The sequence below is a fragment of the Klenkia brasiliensis genome, assembly GCF_900100695.1.
GTDB lineage: Bacteria > Actinomycetota > Actinomycetes > Mycobacteriales > Geodermatophilaceae > Klenkia > Klenkia brasiliensis.
In genome coordinates this window covers 298914-317014 of the sequence record NZ_FNCF01000001.1, presented here as the reverse complement: position 1 = coordinate 317014, position 18101 = coordinate 298914, and the positions used below count along the sequence as shown (strand labels likewise).

Sequence of the window (18101 nt, the reverse complement as noted above, 5' to 3'; positions counted from 1 at the left end):
CTGCATGCCCCGTGGACCTGCGGACATGCCTGTGAATCGGGATGAGACGGCTCTCATCCCCGCCTCCTCCGGGTGCCACCCGCCGCGGGCACGGTGCTCCCATGACCGCTCGCCGCCTGCTCCTCGCCCTGCCCGCCGCCACCGCCCTCGCCGTCCTGCCCGCCTGCGGCTCCGACGACGACGCCCCGGGGACCGCGGCGACCCCGGGGCCGACCACCGGCGGGGCGTCGTCGTCCGCCCCGGCCGCGGTCGGCGGGGGGACGACGGCCGCCGCCGACGTGGAGCTCGAGGACCAGTCCGGCGACGGGACGACGGTGCAGGTCGCCTCGGTCACCGCTCTGGAGGACGGGTTCGTGGTCATCACCCTGGACGAGGACGACGGGGGCCAGGTGCTGGGGTGGGCCGCCGTCCCGGCCGGGCCCGCCACGGGCGTGCCGGTCGACCTGGGCACCCCGGTGCCGGCCACCGCCGGTGACGACGACACCGGGATCACCGCCACCCTGCACGCCGACACCGACGGCGACGGCAGCTTCTCCGCCGGGGACGCCGCGGTCGCCGAGCCCCAGGACGGCGACGACGACGACGGCGACGACGTGGTCGACGACGACGCCGAGTACCGGGTGGCCTGAGCCCCGGGAGGCGCCCTGCGAGGTGCGTCACTACGGTCGACCCGCATGACGACCGGCACAGCGCAGACCCAGGTCCAGCACAGGCTGCCCGTCAGGACGCTGGTCTCGGCCAGCATCGGCAACGCCGTCGAGTGGTTCGACTGGACGGTCTACGCCACCTTCGTCGTCTACTTCGCCGGGCAGTTCTTCCCCAGCGAGAACGCCGCGCTGTCGCTGATCGGGGCGACGTCGACCTACGCCCTGGCCTTCTTCTTCCGGCCGCTGGGCGGCTACGTGCTGGGCCGGTTCGCCGACCTCCGGGGCCGCAAGGCCGGCATGCTGGTCACGATCCTGCTGATGGCCGGCGGCTCGCTGGTCATCGCGGTGCTGCCGACCTACGACGCCGTGGGCTGGCTGGCCCCGGTCCTGCTGCTGCTGGCCCGCATCGCGCAGGGGATGAGCCTCGGCGGTGAGGTCTCCAACGCCTCGGCGTACCTGGCCGAGATCGCTCCGCCGTCGCGGCGCGGCCGTTACTCGGCGTTCTTCTACATCTCCACCGGGACCGCGCTGCTGGCGGCCTCGCTGATGGGGGTGCTGCTCACCAGCGTGCTCGACCAGGCCCAGCTGGAGTCCTACGGCTGGCGGATCGCCTTCGGCGTGGGCGGGCTGCTGGGTCTGGTCGGCATGTGGCTCCGCCGGTCGCTGGCCGAGACCGACCAGTTCGAGGAGAACGCGGCCAAGGCGCGGGCGACGAAGAACCCGCTCCTGCAGACCATCCGGCACCACCCGCGGGCGGTGCTGCAGCTGTGCGCGTTCACGCTGCTGTCGACGCTGTCCTACTACACGTTCTTCAGCGCGCTGACCCCGTTCGCGATCAACTTCCGCGGCGCCGACGGCAACGACGTGTTCATCGCGCTGTCGGTCGGCACGGCGCTGTTCGTCGCGCTCTGCTACCCCCTCGGCGCGCTGTCGGACCGGATCGGCCGCAAGCCGCAGATGCTGGTCTGGTCGGGGGCGATGGCGGTGCTCACCGTGCCGCTGTCGTTCCTGGTGCAGGACGACCTGTTCTCGCTGGTCGTGGTGTTCTGCGTGGGCCTGGGCCTCTACGCGATGATGGCGTCGCTGGCGCCGGCGGTGATGAGCGAGCTGTTCCCGACCGAGCTGCGGGCCACCGGCATCGGCTCCTGGTACAACCTCACGGTCGCCCTCTTCGGCGGCACCGCGCCGCTGGTCATCACTGCGCTGTCCGACGCCGGGCACCCGGTCTTCTTCTTCGCCTACGTCGCGGTCGCCGCGGCCGTCGCGTTCGGCGTCATCCTGACGTTGAAGGAGACCAAGGGCACCGAGCTCACCTGAGGCCCCTCAGGGCCGGTGCGCCCGGCGGGTCGACGTGACCTCCCGATGCCCGGCGGCCCCCCTCAGGCCGAGCGTCGTCGTCGTCGCACACCGATGACGAGGAGGACACCGTGGACGCACTCTGGGGACCGGGGACCGAGGCCGAGCTGGCCTACCGCCGCGAGCAGCTGGCGCGCACCGCCCGCCGGCAGCGCCCCGCGCGGGGCCGCTGGCCGTTCGGGCGCCGCTGAGGCGTGTCGGAGGGGCGTGCCACGATCCCGGACGTGCCGCAGTGGGTGGAGGTCCCCCTCGTCGGCCGGGCCGACGAGCTCGCCCGGCTGACCGAGCACGTCGAGCGCGCCCGCGCGGGCCGGCCGTCGGCCGTGCTGGTGGCGGGGGACGCCGGGGTGGGCAAGAGCCGGCTGCTGGCCGCCGTCGAAGACGTGGCCCGCGACCGGGGCATGCGGGTGCTCACCGGCCACTGCCTGGACCTCGGCGACGTGGGGCTGCCCTACCTGCCCTTCGTCGACCTGCTCCGCCCGCTGCGCGAAGAGCTGCCGGCCGGGCACCCGGCCCTGGTGCCGCTGCTCGGCGCGCCCGGCGACGCACCGGCCGAGGGCGGCCGGCTGCCGCTGTTCGAGGCGGTCGCCGCGCTGCTCGGTGAGCTCGCGGCCCGGCAGCCGCTGCTGGTGGTGCTGGAGGACCTGCACTGGGCCGACCGGTCCAGCCGCGACCTGCTGCGCTACCTCCTCACCCGGCTGGTCGCCGAGCCCGTGCTGGTGCTGGCCAGCTACCGCAGCGACGACCTGCACCGCCGGCACCCGCTGCGCCCGCTGCTGGCCGAGCTCGTCCGGCTGCCCGGCGTCGAGCGGCTCGACCTGCCGCCCCTGCCCGACCCCGACCTGGCCGCGCTGGTCCGCGCGGTCGCCGCCGGCGCGGGCGGGGTGCCCGAGCGGCTGGTCGACGACGTCGTGGCCCGGGCCGAGGGCAACGCGTTCTACGCCGAGGAGCTGCTGGCCGCCGGCAGCCGGGGCGGCGAGCTGCCGTGGGCGCTGTCGGAGGTGCTGCTGGCCCGGGTCGAGGAGCTGGGCCCGGCCGCGCAGCAGGTGCTCCGGGTGGCCGCGGTCGTCGGCCGGCGGGTGCGGCACGACCTGCTCGCCGCGGTGGCGGGCCTGCCCGACGCCGACCTGGACGCCGCGCTCGCCGAGGCCGTGCACCGGCACGTGCTGGTCGTCGACCCCGACGGCCGGCTGCGGTTCCGGCATGCCCTGCTGCGCGAGGCGGTGCTGGCCGACCTGCTCCCCGGCGAGCGCACCCGGGTGCACGCCGCGGTCGCCGCCCGGCTGCGCGCCGACGGCACCGGCACGGCCGCCGAGCTCGCCCACCACGCCCGGGAGAGCAACGACCTGCCCGGCGCCTTCACCGCCGCGCTCACCGCCGCCGGCGAGGCCACCGCCGTCGGGGCCCCGGCCGAGGCGCTGCAGCAGCTGGAGGCGGCGCTCACGCTGTGGCCCGCGGTGCCCGACCGGCACGCCGGGGTGCCCGACGGCGAGGTCGGCCTGCTGCTGCGCGCCGCGACCGCCGCCCGGGCGGCGGGGGAGCTGCACCGGGGCATCGCCCTGCTGCGCTCGGCCCGCGACCTGGCCCCCGCCGACCCGTACCTGGCGGGGCGGGTGCAGTACACGCTGGCCCAGGCCCTGGTCCGGGTCGACGACCTCGCCGGTGCCGAGGCGGCCAGCGCCGCGGCGCTGGAGCTGGTGCCGGCGCAGCCGCTCACCGCCGACCGGGTGTGGGCCACGGCCACCCGGGCCCGCACGGCGTGGTCGGTCGACGGCGACCCCGAGGTGGCCCGGGCGGCGGCGCTGGAGGCCCTGGCCGGCGCCGAGCAGCTGGGCCTGGAGAGCGCCTGGTCGGACACGATGATCTCGCTGGCCCGGATGACCGACGAGGGCGACCCGGCCGCGCGCACCGCCGACCTGGTCGAGGCGCTGCAGCGTGCCCGGCGGGCCGGTGACCTCGACGTCGAGCTGCGGGCGGCGTTCAACCTGGCCACCATCGCCTACGAGTCGGGCGACCTCGCGGCGACCGTGGCGCACGCCGGCCCCGCCCTGGCCCGGGCCGCCGCGCTGGGCGCCGGCTGGAGCTTCTACGCCGCCGAGCTGCGCTACCTGCAGGTGCTGGCCCAGCTGCACGCCGGTCACTGGGACGCGGCGCTGGCCACCGCCGACGAGCTGGCGCGGGTGCCCGACACCGCCGCGCACGTGCGCGTCGCCGGGCTGCACGTCGCCATCGGGCGGGGGGCCGACGTGCGCGAGCAGGTCGACCAGGCCTGGGCGGTGGGGGACCGGCTGGGCCACGCGGCGCTGGTGCTGACCGCGGGCAGCGCGGCCGTCGAGCTGGCCGGCTGGCGCGCGGACCCCACCGCGTCGGTGGCCGCCGTCGAGCGGACGGTCCGGCGGCTGCGCGAGATCTGGCCGCTGGACTTCCTGGTCGCGGTGCGGCTGGTCGCGGTCGCCCTGGGCCCGGTCGCCGACGCGGCCGTCGCGGCCCGGGTGGCCGGTGACGAGGAGACCGCCCGGCGGTGGACGGCGGCGGGGGAGCGGGTGCTCGGGCCGGCCCGGGAAGCGCAGGCGCTGTTCGCCGAGCACGTCGGCGAGGTCGACGTCGAGGGCCGGGCCTGGGCGCTGCGGCTGGACGCCGAGGTGGCCCGGCTGCACGGCGCCGACGACGCCGCGTCGTGGGCGCGGGTGGGCGCGGCGTTCGGGCCGCAGCAGGTGTGGGAACGGGCGCGCTGCCGCTGGCGCGAGGGGGCGGCGCTGCTGGCCGCGGGTGACCGGGACGGTGCTGCCGGGCGGCTCCGCGCCGCGCACGAGGTCGCCGTCGCCCTCGGTGCCGGCCCGCTGCGCGCCCGGCTCGAGGCCCTGGCCCGGCGCGGCCGGCTCGACCTGGGCCCGGCCGGTGCCCGCCCGGCCGACCCGGCGGCGGTGTTCACCCCGCGCGAGGCCGAGGTGCTCGGCCGGGTGGCCGCCGGGTTGACCAACCGGCAGATCGGCGCCGAGCTGTTCATCAGCGAGAAGACGGTGTCGGTGCACCTGTCGCGGGTGCTGGCCAAGCTCGATGTCTCCGGGCGCACCGAGGCCGTCGCGGTGGCCGCCGAGCGCGGGCTGCTGCCGTGAGCCGGCTGCTCACCGCGCCCCTGTGGTGGGTGGTCGAGCGGGCCGAGGCCGGGCCCTACCTGCGCCGGGACGCGCAGCGGTTCACCGAGTGCCTGCCCCGCCCCGCCTGGGTGCAGCTGTCGCCGCGGGCCCGGTTCGGCCGGCTGGTGGTGCACCACCCGGAGTTCCGCTCGGTGGTGCACTACCGGCTCACCCCGCTGCCGCGGGCGGCGCGCTGGCTGCTGCGCCGCGCCTACCCGCCGCTGGCCTCGCTGCACATCGGTGCGCCGCACGTCGGGCCCGGGCTGTTCGTCGAGCACGGCTGGTCGACGGTGCTCACCGCCGCCTCGGTGGGGGAGGACTGCTGGGTCAACCAGGGCGTCACGGTGGGGCACACCGGCCGCGGCCAGCCGGTGATCGGTGACCGGGTGCGGCTGGGTGCCGGCGCGGTGGTGGTCGGCCCGGTGCGCATCGGCGACGGCGCGGTGGTCGGCGCCGGTGCCGTGGTGCGCTCCGACGTCCCCGCCGGTGCGGTGGTGGTGCCCCCGGAGGCGGTCCGCCTCCCTGGCGACCCGGGTCGGCAGGGAGCAGGGTGAGGACGTGACCGACGACGTCGTCCCCAGCCCGAGCGGGGTGCTCGTGCCCGCCTCGATCGACCCGTTCCACCGCGTGCTGCACCACGTGGCGCCGTCCGGGCTGGTGGGCGACACCGCGCAGACGTCCGGGATGCGCCGCCGGGAGGCCATCAGCGGCGCCACGGTCGGGGCGCGCCACCTCTGGATGGGCCAGACCCACGTGCCGGGCGCGACGAACTCCGGCAACCACCACCACGGCGCGTCCGAGACCGCGATCTACGTCGTCTCGGGCACCCCGCGGTTCGTGTTCCTGGACGTCGAGGGCGACCAGCCGGTGGAGCGGGTGGTGCAGACCGCGCCCGGTGACTACGTCTTCGTGCCGCCGTGGGTGCCGCACCGGGAGGAGAACCCCGACCCCGACACCGAGGCGGTCGTGGTGATCGCCCGGACCACCCAGGAGGCGGTCGTGGTCAACCTGGCCGGCCTGGACTGGTCGGAGGTCCGCATCCCGGGCTAGAGCATCGTGCGGAGGCGCTCCCGGCGCATGCGCAGGACGTCGACCGACGCGCTCGCCGAGGGCGGCCCGGGCACGGACTGGCGCAGTTGCGTGTGCACCACCGCGTGCGGCGTCGAGGTCTTGGCCGACACCCGGGACACCAGCCGGTTGATCTCGCGGCGCAGCTCCGCGGCGTCGCGCCAGCCGCTGGTCTCGAGCTCGTCGGGGTGGTCCTCGACCAGCATGAAGTCGCCGTCGTCGTGCTTGTGGCTGGCCGCGATCCGCAGCCGCAGCTCGTCGTCCCGCTTGGCCAGCAGCTCGGCGGTCTGCTCGGGGGTGAGCAGGCCGGGGATGCCCACGAACTCCTCGTCCTCGGCGGCCAGCGCGGTGGGCCGGTTGCCGGCGCCGGTGTGCGCGGTGCCGCCGTGCAGGACGTGGGCGAAGCGGGCGTCGGCCTCGAGCATCTCGTGCTGGGTCAGCGCACCCTCGCGGGGCTCCCGCGGCGGCAGGTCGAGCTCCTCGAGCTCGGCCTCCTCGGTCTTCCGCGGCGGCGGCATGACGTGGTTGCGCTGCTCCTCCATCGACGCGGCCAGCGCGAGCAGCGGCCGGACGGCGGGCAGGAAGACCGTCGCGGACTCCTGCGGGTCGCGGGCGCGCACGACGCGGCCGACGGCCTGGGCGAAGAACAGCGGCGTGCGGTAGGAGGTCATCCAGGCCAGCACGGCGGCGCGGGGGATGTCGACGCCCTCGGAGACCATGCGCACGCAGACCGCGATCCGGGCCGAGCCGGTGGCGAACCGCTCGATCTTCTTCGACGCCTTGGGGTCGTCGGAGAGGATCAGCTCGGGGGCCTTGCCGGTGATCCGCCGGACGATGCGGGCGTAGGCGCGGGCGTCGTCCTGGTCGGAGGCGAGCACGAGGCCGGCGGCGTCGGGCATGCCGTGCTCGCGCAGGTGGGTGATGCGCTCGTCCATGGCGGCGATGACGTGCGGCACCCACTGGCCCTTGGGGTCCAGCACGGTGCGCCAGGCGGCCATCTCGACGCTCTTGGTGCCGGCCTCGGTGAGCGAGGCGGCGACCACCTCGCCGGCGGAGTTCCGCCAGCGCGCGGTGCCGGTGTAGGCGGCGAACACGACGGGCCGGACGACGCTGTCGGCCAGCGCCTCCTTGTAGCCGTAGGTGTAGTCGGCGCGGGAGGCCAGGCCCACGCCGCGCTCGCCGTCGTCGGCCTCGAAGGTGTCCTCCTCGTACCGGACGAAGGGGATGCGCTCGTCGACCTTGGTGCGGAAGGGGGTCCCGGTCAGGCACAGCCGGCGGGCCACCATGCCGAAGGCGTCGGCCACGGCCTCGCCCCAGGACAGGCCGTCGCCGGCGTGGTGGATCTCGTCGAGGATGACCAGCGTCTTGACCGCGGTGGCCCGGGCGGCGTGCAGCATCGGCTTGCCGGCGACCTGGGCGTAGGTGGTCACGTAGCCCTGGGTGCCCGCGCGGACCGGGCCGACGGCGTTGGTCAGACCGGGGTCCAGGACGATGCCGGCGCGGTCGGCGGCGTCGGCCCACTGCAGGCGCAGGTGGTCGGTCGGGGCGACGACGACGACGCGGGCGACCTCGCGGCGCTGCAGCAGCCGGGCGGCCAGGGTGAGGGCGAAGGTGGTCTTGCCGGCGCCGGGGGTCGCGGTGACCAGGAAGTCCTTGGGGAAGGTCTCCTCGTAGCGCTCGAGGGCCTCCTGCTGCCACGCGCGGAGGGGGCGTGCGCCGGCTGCGTACATCGGTGCGGGGGAGGCCATGGCGTCGTCCATCGTGACCCACGCGGAGGCGACACGCCCAGGCCGGGTTGCCCTTCGCGTGCCGGCCGCCGTCGTGTAGAGGCCCGGTCGGCGGGCCGCTGAGCTGCGGGTTCGCGGATGATCTCCGTCCGGGTGTGGCCCACGTCTCGGCCGCGCCGGACCGTTCCGTCCCATCCGTCCCGCGAGCCGTCACCGAGCGCACGACTGCGGTGGTCACCCGGCCCCGGTGACCACCGCAGTCGTGCCCTCGACGTCAGTCGGAGGGCTCGTCCACCCAGTCGGGGCCGTTGACCTCGCCGCGGCCGGCCAGGTCGGCGGCGTCGACGATGGTGTAGGCGTAGCCCTGCTCGGCGAGGAAGCGCTGCCGGTGGGCGGCGTACTCGCTGTCGAGGGTGTCGCGGCTGACCACGGTGTAGAAGTGCGCCTGCCGGCCGTCGGCCTTCGGGCGGAGCACCCGGCCCAGCCGCTGCGCCTCCTCCTGACGCGACCCGAACGTCCCCGACACCTGGACGGCGACGGCTGCCTCGGGCAGGTCGATGGAGAAGTTCGCGACCTTGGAGACGACCAGCGTCTTGATCTCCCCGGCGCGGAAGGCGTCGAAGAGCTTCTCCCGCTCCCGGTTGGTGGTCGACCCCTGGATGACCGGGGCGTCCAGCGCCTGGCCGAGGTCCTCGAGCTGGTCGAGGTAGGCACCGATGACCAGCTTCTGCTCGTCGGGGTGTCGGTCCAGCACCCGGCGGATCACCGGCAGCTTCGACGACGCCGTGGCCGCGATGCGGTAGCGCTCCTCGGGCTCCGCGACCGCGTAGGTCATCCGCTCCTCGTCGTCGAGGGACACCCGCACCTCGATGCACTCGGCCGGGGCGATGTAGCCCTGCGCCTCGATGTCGCGCCACGGTGCGTCGTACCGCTTGGGGCCGATGAGGGAGAACACGTCGTCCTCCCGGCCGTCCTCGCGCACCAGGGTGGCGGTCAGCCCCAGCCGCCGGCGGGACTGCAGGTCCGCGGTGAGCCGGAAGATCGGCGCCGGCAGCAGGTGCACCTCGTCGTAGACGATCAGGCCCCAGTCCTGCGCGTCGAAGAGGTCCAGGTGCCGGTACTCGCCCTTCCGGCGGGTGGTGATCACCTGGTAGGTCGCGATGGTGACCGGACGGATCTCCTTGCGCTCGCCGGAGTACTCGCCGATCTCGTCCTCGGTCAGCGACGTGCGGGCGATGAGCTCGCGCTTCCACTGCCGGCCGGCGACGGTGTTGGTGACCAGGATCAGCGTGGTCGCCTTCGCCTCGGCCATCGCCGCGGCACCGACCAGGGTCTTGCCGGCCCCGCAGGGCAGCACGACGACGCCGGACCCGCCGGCCCAGAACCCGTCGACGGCGGCCTGCTGGTAGTCGCGCAGGTGCCAGTCGGCCTGGTCGAGCTCGATCGGGTGCGCCTGGCCGTCGACGTAGCCCGCGAGGTCCTCGGCGGGCCAGCCGACCTTGAGCAGCGCCTGCTTGAGCCGGCCGCGCTCGGAGGGGTGCACGGCGATCGTGTCGTCGTCGATGCGGGCGCCCAGCATGGGGGCGACCTTCTTGCTGCGGGAGACCTCGGTGAGCACGGCCCGGTCGGTGGTGGTGAGCACCAGCCCGTGCACCGGGTTGTTCGACAGGGTCAGCCGGCCGAAGCGGTCCATCGTGTCGGCGACGTCGACCAGCAGCGCGTGCGGCACCGGGTAGCGGCTGTAGCGCACCAGGGCGTCGACGACCTGCTCGGCGTCGTGGCCGGCGGCGCGGGCGTTCCACAGCGCGAGCGGCGTCACCCGGTAGGTGTGCACGTGCTCGGGGCTGCGCTCCAGCTCCGCGAACGGGGCGATCGCGGCCCGGCACTCCTTGCTCTGCGGGTGGTCGACCTCCAGCAGCAGGGTCTTGTCGGACTGCACGATCAGGGGTCCGTCGCTCACGTCTCTCCTCCGCGTTCGGCCGTCACGAAGGTAACCGCGGGCGCCGACAGGACCTTCCCGCCGCAGGTCAGACCCAACCGGTGCGGCGCAGCGGGGGCTGCTCGCCGCCGGGCTTGACCGCCAGCACCTGGTCCACCCCCATCGCGCCGGACTCGAAGGCCAGCGCGCAGGCGGCCATGTACAGCCGCCACACCCGCGCCCGGCCCTCGGTGCTGGCGGCCACGGCGTCGTCCCAGTGCTCCTCGAGGTTGCGCACCCAGGCGCGGAGGGTGAGCGCGTAGTGCCGGCGCAGCGCCTCGACGTCGACGACCTCCAGACCACCGGCCTCGATCGCGCCGACCATGGTGCCCAGCGGCAGCAGCTCGCCGTCGGGGAAGACGTAGCGGGCGATGAAGGTGTCCTCGTCCCAGCCGGTCTCCCCGGCGTTCCAGGCGATGGCGTGGTTGAGCAGCCGCCCACCCGGGCGCAGCAGCGCGACCAGCTGGTCGACGTAGTCGCCCAGCCGCGCCCGGCCGACGTGCTCGGCCATCCCGATCGAGCTGATCGCGTCGAACGGGCCGTCGGCGACCTCCCGGTAGTCCTGCACCCGGATCTCGACCTTGTCGGTCAGCCCGGCCTCGGCGACCCGCTTGCGGGCCAGCGTGGCCTGCTCCTCGGAGATGGTGATGCCGACGACGGTCGCGCCGTACCGCCCGGCGGCGTGGATGGCCATCGAGCCCCAGCCGCAGCCGACGTCCAGCAGCCGCGCACCCTTGGTGAGCCCCAGCTTGCGGCAGACCAGGTCGAGCTTGGCCTCCTGCGCCGCGTCCAGGCCGGTGTCGGGGGAGTCCCAGACCGCGCAGCTGTAGACCATCGAGGGGCCCAGCACGAGCTCGTAGAAGTCGTTGCCCACGTCGTAGTGGTGGGCGATCGCGGCGGCGTCCCGCCGTCGGCTGTGCCGCAGCCCGTGGCCGCCGAGGTCGGCCTCCTCCGCGGGCGGCTCGGGGTCGCGGCCCAGGCCGCCCAGGCCCGCCACCGTGCGCAGCAGGGCCAGCCGCTCGGCTCCCGACAGCGGCCGCATCGGGCCGGTCTCGGCCAGCCGGCCGGCGGAGCTCAGCGCGGCGAAGGTGTCGAAGACGTCGTCCTCGATGTCGATGTCCCCGGAGACGTAGGCCCGGCCCAGGCCGAGCTGGCCGGGGGACCACAGCAGTCGGCGCAGCGCCCGCCGGTCCCGGACGGCGACCACCGGTGCACCGGCCGGGCCGGACAGGGAGCCGTCCCAGCCCCGCAGCCGCACGGGGAGCCGGTCGCTCCCGAGCACCGTCCCCAGCACCGTCGCCAACCGGTCCGCGACCGTTCGTCCCTGCGCCATGACCCACCGCCACATTCGTTGCCTCGACCAACTACTGGCTCAAGCGTGCCGGGGCGCCGCGTGTTCCAGGGTGGACCCGGGGGTCGGCGCTGGCTACCGTCCGGACGTGCTCCGGACCCGGTTCCGCGCCGCCCTCGCCGTGCTCGTCCTCGCCGTGCTGGCCGCCACCGCCCTCGCCGTGGCCGAGGCCGTCGGCGCCTTCCCGACCACCGGGGAGCGCCTCTCGGCGCTGCTGTGGCTGGCCGGCTGGGTGCTGCTGGCCTGGGGCGCGGTGCTCGGGGTCGCCACGCTGGTCCGGCTGCTCCGGGCGGGCAGGCGCACCGACGCCGCGCTGGCCGCACTGGGTCTCGCGTGCCTCCTGCTCGTCGCGGTCCTGCACCCGCTGGCCGGCAGCGGCGGCGCCGCTGCCTGAGCCGGGCGGGGCCGCGGGTCAGGCCTCGTCGACCAGGTCGACCGAGGTGATCCGGTGCACGGCGAAGGTGCGCTGCTCACCCCTGCCCTCGTCGAAGCCGGACAGGAAGCCCCCGCCGAGGGTCAGCGGCTGCACGGTGCGCCGGCTGCCCGAGCCCTGGGCGTCGACGTAGCCCAGCCACACCGGCAGCTGCTCGCGCACCGCCCGCGACAGCAGCTCCAGCGTGCTCGCCGTCGTCACGCCCGGGACCTGGCGGGCCGGGTCGGTGCGGCGGGCGGCCAGCGCGGCGTCCCCGGCCCGGATCTCCCGCACGGTCGCCTCGACCTCCTCGGGCCCGAGCGGACGCGGCCCCGTGGCGGGCCGGCTGCCCGGCCGCGCGGTCGCCCGGGGCCGCCCGGCCGGCCGGGTGAGGACGGCGCCGCCCGCGGACTCCCCGGCGGGTGCGTAGCCGGCCGACCGCAGCACCTCGAGCACCTCGTCGGCGGGCAGCCCGCTGACCAGCACCCCGGGGGCCAGCCGGCGCAGCTCCGCCCGCGCGGTGCGCTTGTCCGACAGCACCTGGGACAGCAGGCCGTGGTCGTCGCTGCGCACGTAGGCCTCGATCGCCCCGACCCGCAGCCGGCCGTGCTGGCGCGCGACGTCGTCGACGAGGTAGTCCAGCGCCTGGGGCACCGGGGTGCGCGAGGCCCGGGCGAAGAAGTCGTGCAGCTCGGCGGCCGACCAGCCCGAGTCCAGGGCCCGCCGCACGCTGCCGTCGGTCACCCGGAACACGGTCGCGCCGCCGGAGGACTCCACGTCGGCGACGACGGCCAGGGTGCGGGCCAGCTCGGCGACCAGCGGCCCGGGCGCGACCAGGGACAGGTCGGGCTGGGCGAGCACGTGGTCGACCGGGTCGGGCAGCAGCCCGCGCATGCCCTCGGCCGCGCCCTCCTCGCCACCGGCCAGCAGCCCGCGGCCCCCCGACGTGAGCCCACCCCCGACCACGACCCCCAGCCGCTCGGCCTCCTCGACCAGCGCCGGCACCAGCACGAACCGGTCGGCCCGCCGCGGGCTCTGCCAGCGCAGCAGCTCCAGCAGGTCGTCGGTGGCCAGGCCCCGGCCCGGGCCCAGCTCGCCGAGGGTGGCCAGCAGGGTGCGCCGGATCGCCGGGACGGTGTGCCGCACGACGTCGGGGGAGAGCACGTTGACCGCCTTGCCGGCCAGGTCGCGCTGCCCGACCAGCGAGATGACCCGCAGGGTGTCCAGCCACCCGGCCGCCAGCAGCGCCCACCGCTCGGGCAGCGGCTGCTCGCGCCACGTGTCGAACTCCCGGCTGGGCAGCCACTCGTCGCGGTGCGGTCCGCCCAGGTCCAGCAGGCCGGCGGCGTGGGCGACCTCGATGTGGAAGGCGACCGCCCGCTCGTCGACCCCCAGCGCCTTCGCCAGCCGCTTCTGGTCCCGGATGGCCATGCCGCCGCTGCGCAGCAGCCCGGCCGGGTCCTCCTCCAGCGCGGACAGCAGCTCGCCCACCCGGCCCACCGTCTCCAGGGCCGCACCGGCCCCCCGCCGGTCGACGACGTCCGGGTCGCGCTGGGCGGTGGGGGGCTCCGGCCGGCTGCGCACCGGGCCGAGGGGCTGGTCCCCGCGCAGCGCCAGCCCGTACTGCCGCGGCAGCTCGACGTTCGCGGCGTCCACCCGGGTCAGCAGACCGCGGCGGAGCAGCCGGCGGGCGGGGCTGTCCGGCGAGCTGCCCGAGTGGTCCACCGGCAGCCGGCCCAGCGGGTTCTCCCCGGCCAGGGCCACCAGCACGGCGCGCTCGTCGTCGTCCACCCCGGCCAGGTCGCCGGCGACGTCCGACGGCGGGGGCGTGCGCGGCCGGCCCAGCCCGGCCGGGTAGCGCACCGCACGGCGGACCGGCTCGGGTGCGTGCAGCACGTCGTCGCCCCACAGCAGCGCGCGGTCGGTGAGCAGCGCCACCGCCTCCTCGACGGGGGCGCCGGGCAGGGCGGCGGCCAGCTCGCCCCGGGTGAGGCCGTCGCCGGGGGCCAGCAGCACCGCGTCGAGCACCTGCAGGGTGCCGGCGTCCAGCTCGTCCAGCGCGCGGTCCACCGACACCGGGACGGCCAGGCGGGTGGCCAGGCCCACCACGTCGGAGGGCGCGGGCCGGGCGGTGTCGGGGCGCAGCGCCAGGAGGGTGCCCAGCTGCTCGTCGGTGCGGGTGCGCAGCCAGGCGCCGAGCGTGGCGGGGGCCGGGGCGCCCTCGGTCGTGGACATCCGCTCCACGCTACGACGCGGGCGGGATGACAGCATCGCGTGCGTGCCCGGCGCCCTCGACGACCCGCAGACCCGCGCCGCCCTGGCCGCCACCCGCGCCGGTGCGCTGCGCTGGCTGGCCGGGGGAGCGGTCGCGCTGGTGCTGGCCGTGCTGCTCGCCGTCGCCACCGTGCAGGCGGCGTCCGGCGGCGGCACCCGGCTGCCCTTCGCCGGCCTCGTCGTCGTGGCGCTGGTGCTCGGCGGCGTCGCCGCCCTCGTCGCCGGGGCGGGGTCGCTGCTGCGGGTGACCACCTGGACCCGCGCGCTGGCCGGCACGCCCTGGCGGGCCGGCACGCTGCGCATCGCCGGCCCGGCCACGCTGCGGGTCGCCACACCGGACGGCGACGTCGACCTGCGGCTGCAGTCGACGACCATCTGGCGCACCCGGGCCGTGCAGGCCCTGGACGAGCGCGAGGTGCAGGTCGCCGAGGTCGGCCGCGACCGCTGGGTGCTCACCGCCGACGGCGCCGGCACCCTCTACGGGGCCCGCCGGCCCTAGTCGGCGTCGGTGTGGGCCACGTGCCGCAGCTGGCCCCAGATGAGCACCACGAACACCGCCGACCCGGCGAAGGCGAACCAGAACGGCCCGGTCACCGAGGTCTGCTGGGCGACGACCCCGCCCACGCCCGAGCCGATGACCAGCCCGCCGAACGTGCCGACGAGGTTCACGCTGCCCACCCGGCCCTGCAGGTGCCGCGGCACGGCGCGCTGCCGCACGGTGACCGACGTCGTCCCCCAGACGAAGGCGTGCGCGCCGAAGACGACGAACACCGGCATCGCCACCCAGGGGCTGGTGGTCAGCGCCAGGGCCAGGTGGGTCAGGGTCTCCACGACCAGCCCGACCCGCATCAGGTTGCCCAGGCTGACCCGCCGGGTGATCCAGCCGTAGGCCGCGACGCCGGCGATGCCGCCGACGGCCTGCGCCGTGGTCACCAGCCCGAAGCCGACCTCGCCGAGCCCGAGCCGCTCGGTGGCGTAGAGCACCAGCACCGACCACGCGGCCCCGAACGTCACGTTGAACACGAAGATGGTGAGCACCAGGGTGCGGACGGCGGCGTGGTGCACCACCCACCGGAACCCCTCGGCGATCTCGTGGTGCACCGGCCGGCGCTCCGCCGGCTCGGCCGGGGGCAGCACGATCCGCGACACCAGCACCGCGCCCAGGGCCACCAGCACGGCCACCGCGCCGAACGCCCACGCCGCGCCGACGGTGAACAGCGCCGCCCCCAGCGGCGGCCCGGCCAGCTGGTTGACCGTGACGAAGCCGGTCGTCATCCGGGCGTTGCCGACCGCCAGGTCGTCGCGGTGCACCAGCGTGGGCAGCAGGGTCTGCGCCCCGTTGTCGGCGAACACCTCCGCGGTGCCGAGCACGAACAGCGCGGCCAGCAGCGCCCCGATCGTGACCAGGTCGGTGGCCACGGCCAGGGTGAGGACGGCGAGCACCCCGGCGCGCAGCAGGTCGACCACCACCACGAGCAGGCGCCGGTCCACCCGGTCGGTCACCGCCCCGGCGACCAGGCCGAACAGCAGCGGCGGCAGCCACTGCACGCCGGCGGCCAGCGACACCAGGAACGGGTCCCGGGTCAGCGAGGCGACCAGCAGGGGGCCCGCCGCCAGCGCGATGCCGTCGCCGAGGTTCGACGTCCACGAGGAGGCCAGCAGCCAGCGGAAGCCGGTGCCCAGCCGGGCCGGCACCACGGTCTCCACGATGCGGCCCACGGGGAGCAGACCCTAGGCGGGCGCGGGCCAGGTCGCACGCAGGTTGCGGCCGGGCTGGCGTGGGTGCCGGGCGGCGCGGTTGGATGCGGGACGATGGGCCCGAGCGCCGGCGGGACGCCGGCCACGACGGCAGGAGTGCGCCATGGCCAAGAAGAACCCCAAGACCGCCCACCTCGTCGAGCCCACCTGGGGCCAGTCCGTGGACGGCGGCCCGCCGCTGACCGAGCTGATCAGCGAGATGACCGGGTCGCTGTCGCCCTTCGGCGAGGACCACTCCTTCCCGCTGCCGGTCGAGCGGCTGCGCTACGCCCACCCGACCGACAAGCCCAACCGGGCCGGGGTCCAGCTGCGCCCCGAAGAGCGGGCATGACCGCCCCCGCGCTGCCGTCCTACACCAGCGGGACCGGGACGGTCCCCCTGCTGGGCGACACCATCGGGGCCAACCTGGACCGGACGGCAGCGCGGGTCGGCGAGCACGAGGCGCTCGTCGAGTGCGCCACCGGCCGCCGCTGGACCTACCCGCAGCTGGTGGCCGACGTCGACGCCTTCGCCCTCGGCCTGCACGCCCTCGGCGTCGCCCGGGGCGAGCGGGTCGGCATCTGGGCGCCCAACTGCGCCGAGTGGGTGTTCGTGCAGTACGGCACCGCCAAGCTCGGCGTCGTCCTGGTCAACATCAACCCGGCCTACCGCACGCACGAGCTGTCCTACGTGCTGCAGCAGGCCGGCATCTCCGTGCTGGTCGCCGCGCCGGAGTTCAAGACCAGCGACTACCGCGCGATGGTGGCCGAGGTCCGGGACGAGTGCCCGGCCCTGCGCGAGGTGCTCTTCCTGGGGGACCCCGAGTGGGACCGGCTGATGGCCGCCGGCCGGGCCGCCGACCGCGGGTTCCTCGCCGAGCGCGAGGCCGAGCTCAGCGCCGACGACCCGATCAACATCCAGTACACCTCGGGGACGACGGGCTTCCCGAAGGGCGCCACGCTCACCCACCACAACCTGCTCAACAACGGGTTCTTCGTCGGCGAGGGCTGCGGCTACACCGAGGCCGACCGGGTGTGCATCCCGGTGCCCTACTACCACTGCTTCGGCATGGGCATGGGCAACATCGGGGCCACCTCCCACGGGTCCACGATGGTCATCCCGGCGCCGGGCTTCGACCCCGCGCTCACCCTGCAGGCGGTGCAGGACGAGAGGTGCACCTCGCTGTACGGCGTCCCCACCATGTTCATCGCCGAGCTCGCGCTGACCGACTTCGCCTCCTACGACCTGTCCAGCCTGCGCACCGGGATCATGGCCGGCTCACCCTGCCCGGTGGAGGTGATGAAGCGGGTCGTCGACGAGATGGGCATGGCCGAGGTGACCATCGCCTACGGCATGACCGAGACCTCCCCGGTCTCCACCCAGACCGGCGCCGACGACGACCTGGACCGCCGCACCTCCACCGTCGGGCGCACCCACCCGCACCTGGAGAGCAAGGTCGTCGACCCCGAGACCGGGCTGACCGTGCCCCGCGGCACCCCCGGCGAGCTGTGCACCCGCGGCTACTCGGTGATGCTCGGCTACTGGGACGCCCCCGAGAAGACCGCCGAGGTCATCGACGCCGCCCGCTGGATGCACACCGGCGACCTCGCGGTGATGGACGCCGAGGGCTACCTCAACATCGTCGGCCGGATCAAGGACATGGTCATCCGCGGCGGGGAGAACGTGTACCCCCGCGAGATCGAGGAGTTCCTCTACTCCCACCCCGACATCGCCGACGTGCAGGTCATCGGGGTGCCCGACGCCAGGTACGGCGAGGAGCTGATGGCCTGGGTGCAGCTGCGCGCCGGTGCCCCCGAGCTCACCGCCGAGGCGCTGCGGGAGTTCTGCGCCGGGAAGCTGGCGCACTTCAAGGTGCCCCGCTACGTCAAGGTCGTCGACGGGTTCCCGATGACGGTCACCGGCAAGGTGCGCAAGGTCGAGATGCGGCAGGTGTCCACCGAGGAGCTCGGCCTGGCCGAGGTCGTCACCGCCTGACCTCAGCCAGCCTTCGTGCGGGGGGCCAGCCGGGTGATGACCTTGGACAGCAGGTTGCCCACCACCACCCAGACGATGGCGGCGATCAGCGCGTTCACCGTCTCGGCGATCTTGGGGTCCTCGGGGGTGAACAGGTCGCGGGTGAAGGCGCCCAGGTCGTCGCGCACGCCGGCGGTGAACTCCACGATCGGGTTGGCCGGGTTGGCCTCGAAGAGCACGAACACCGCGTACAGCACGATCAGCCCGCCCACGACCGAGGACACCAGCCGGACGGCGGCGGCGATCGAGGTGACGACGCGGGACGCAGCGTTGCGGGCAGCCATGGCGGGCATCGTCGCATCCCCCGCCGAGTCCGGACTACTCGCCGGTAACCCAGCGGCCCGACCCGCCCCCAGCGGCTAGCCTGGGACGGCGCGGTC

General features: G+C 75.6%; 15 protein-coding genes. 9 read left to right on the top strand and 6 right to left on the bottom strand.

The genetic code is table 11. The features are described from left to right. Positions 1–101 precede the first annotated feature (101 nt). From BLT39_RS01630 to BLT39_RS01610, 5 genes are all read left to right on the top strand, one after another. The gene (locus tag BLT39_RS01630) at positions 102–629 is read left to right on the top strand and encodes a DUF7282 domain-containing protein (protein ID WP_091057574.1); all 528 of its coding nucleotides are present in this window, start codon (positions 102–104) and stop codon (positions 627–629) included. A 45-nt stretch (positions 630–674) separates the two neighbouring features. Continuing rightward, positions 675–1964, top strand: coding sequence for an MFS transporter (locus BLT39_RS01625; RefSeq protein WP_091057571.1), 1290 nt, complete (start codon positions 675–677; stop codon positions 1962–1964). A gap of 263 nt (positions 1965–2227) precedes the next feature. Further along, a complete protein-coding gene (locus BLT39_RS01620) occupies positions 2228–5119 on the top strand; it encodes a helix-turn-helix transcriptional regulator (RefSeq protein ID WP_091057568.1) in 2892 nt (963 codons plus the stop codon). Beyond that, positions 5116–5694, top strand: a complete 579-nt coding sequence (locus tag BLT39_RS01615; RefSeq protein ID WP_091057564.1) for a DapH/DapD/GlmU-related protein — start codon at positions 5116–5118, stop codon at positions 5692–5694. Before BLT39_RS01620 ends, BLT39_RS01615 begins: the two co-directional genes overlap by 4 nt. Positions 5695–5698: 4 nt before the next feature. After that, a complete protein-coding gene (locus BLT39_RS01610; protein ID WP_242658079.1) occupies positions 5699–6190 on the top strand; it encodes a cupin domain-containing protein in 492 nt (163 codons plus the stop codon). Here the strand turns inward: BLT39_RS01610 and BLT39_RS01605 are convergent. The 3 genes from BLT39_RS01605 to BLT39_RS01595 all read right to left on the bottom strand — a co-directional run bounded on the left by BLT39_RS01605 (position 6187) and on the right by BLT39_RS01595 (position 11246). Beyond that, positions 6187–7956, bottom strand: a complete 1770-nt coding sequence (locus BLT39_RS01605; protein WP_242658078.1) for a DEAD/DEAH box helicase — start codon at positions 7954–7956, stop codon at positions 6187–6189. The two genes, BLT39_RS01610 and BLT39_RS01605, sit on opposite strands and share 4 nt — an antisense overlap. 253 nt (positions 7957–8209) lie before the next feature. Then, a complete protein-coding gene (locus BLT39_RS01600) occupies positions 8210–9895 on the bottom strand; it encodes a DNA repair helicase XPB (RefSeq protein ID WP_091057556.1) in 1686 nt (561 codons plus the stop codon). 67 nt (positions 9896–9962) lie between these two features. Next, entirely contained in the window at positions 9963–11246 is a 1284-nt protein-coding gene (locus tag BLT39_RS01595; RefSeq protein ID WP_091059187.1) for an SAM-dependent methyltransferase, read from the bottom strand. 106 nt (positions 11247–11352) lie between these two features. Between BLT39_RS01595 and BLT39_RS01590 the strand changes: the two genes are divergently transcribed. After that, entirely contained in the window at positions 11353–11658 is a 306-nt protein-coding gene (locus BLT39_RS01590) for a hypothetical protein (RefSeq protein ID WP_091057553.1), read from the top strand. 18 nt (positions 11659–11676) lie between these two features. Here the strand turns inward: BLT39_RS01590 and BLT39_RS01585 are convergent, their stop codons facing one another. Next, entirely contained in the window at positions 11677–13911 is a 2235-nt protein-coding gene (locus BLT39_RS01585; protein ID WP_091057549.1) for a helicase C-terminal domain-containing protein, read from the bottom strand. A gap of 43 nt (positions 13912–13954) precedes the next feature. Between BLT39_RS01585 and BLT39_RS01580 the strand changes: the two genes are divergently transcribed. Then, positions 13955–14449: a hypothetical protein gene (locus BLT39_RS01580; RefSeq protein ID WP_091057545.1), complete on the top strand. Its 495-nt coding sequence runs from the start codon at positions 13955–13957 to the stop codon at positions 14447–14449. Here the strand turns inward: BLT39_RS01580 and BLT39_RS01575 are convergent. Next, complete coding sequence (locus tag BLT39_RS01575; RefSeq protein ID WP_091057542.1) at positions 14446–15669, bottom strand: MFS transporter; 1224 nt, start codon at positions 15667–15669, stop codon at positions 14446–14448. The two genes, BLT39_RS01580 and BLT39_RS01575, sit on opposite strands and share 4 nt — an antisense overlap. 142 nt (positions 15670–15811) lie before the next feature. On the opposite strand from BLT39_RS01575, the gene BLT39_RS01570 reads away from it, so the two are divergent. Continuing rightward, positions 15812–16039: a hypothetical protein gene (locus BLT39_RS01570; protein WP_091057539.1), complete on the top strand. Its 228-nt coding sequence runs from the start codon at positions 15812–15814 to the stop codon at positions 16037–16039. After that, a complete protein-coding gene (locus tag BLT39_RS01565; protein ID WP_091057534.1) occupies positions 16036–17682 on the top strand; it encodes an AMP-binding protein in 1647 nt (548 codons plus the stop codon). Before BLT39_RS01570 ends, BLT39_RS01565 begins: the two co-directional genes overlap by 4 nt. A 2-nt stretch (positions 17683–17684) precedes the next feature. Here the strand turns inward: BLT39_RS01565 and BLT39_RS01560 are convergent, their stop codons facing one another. Next, complete coding sequence (locus BLT39_RS01560; RefSeq protein ID WP_091057530.1) at positions 17685–18005, bottom strand: hypothetical protein; 321 nt, start codon at positions 18003–18005, stop codon at positions 17685–17687. Positions 18006–18101: the final 96 nt, after the last annotated feature.

Coding starts and splice junctions, on each gene's coding strand:
- BLT39_RS01630 (WP_091057574.1), top strand. CDS start 102: ATGACCGCTCGCCGCCTGCTCCTCGCCCTGCCCGCCGCCACCGCCCTC.
- BLT39_RS01625 (WP_091057571.1), top strand. CDS start 675: ATGACGACCGGCACAGCGCAGACCCAGGTCCAGCACAGGCTGCCCGTC.
- BLT39_RS01605 (WP_242658078.1), bottom strand. CDS start 7,956: ATGGCCTCCCCCGCACCGATGTACGCAGCCGGCGCACGCCCCCTCCGC.
- BLT39_RS01595 (WP_091059187.1), bottom strand. CDS start 11,246: ATGGCGCAGGGACGAACGGTCGCGGACCGGTTGGCGACGGTGCTGGGG.
- BLT39_RS01585 (WP_091057549.1), bottom strand. CDS start 13,911: ATGTCCACGACCGAGGGCGCCCCGGCCCCCGCCACGCTCGGCGCCTGG.
- BLT39_RS01570 (WP_091057539.1), top strand. CDS start 15,812: ATGGCCAAGAAGAACCCCAAGACCGCCCACCTCGTCGAGCCCACCTGG.
- BLT39_RS01565 (WP_091057534.1), top strand. CDS start 16,036: ATGACCGCCCCCGCGCTGCCGTCCTACACCAGCGGGACCGGGACGGTC.
- BLT39_RS01560 (WP_091057530.1), bottom strand. CDS start 18,005: ATGGCTGCCCGCAACGCTGCGTCCCGCGTCGTCACCTCGATCGCCGCC.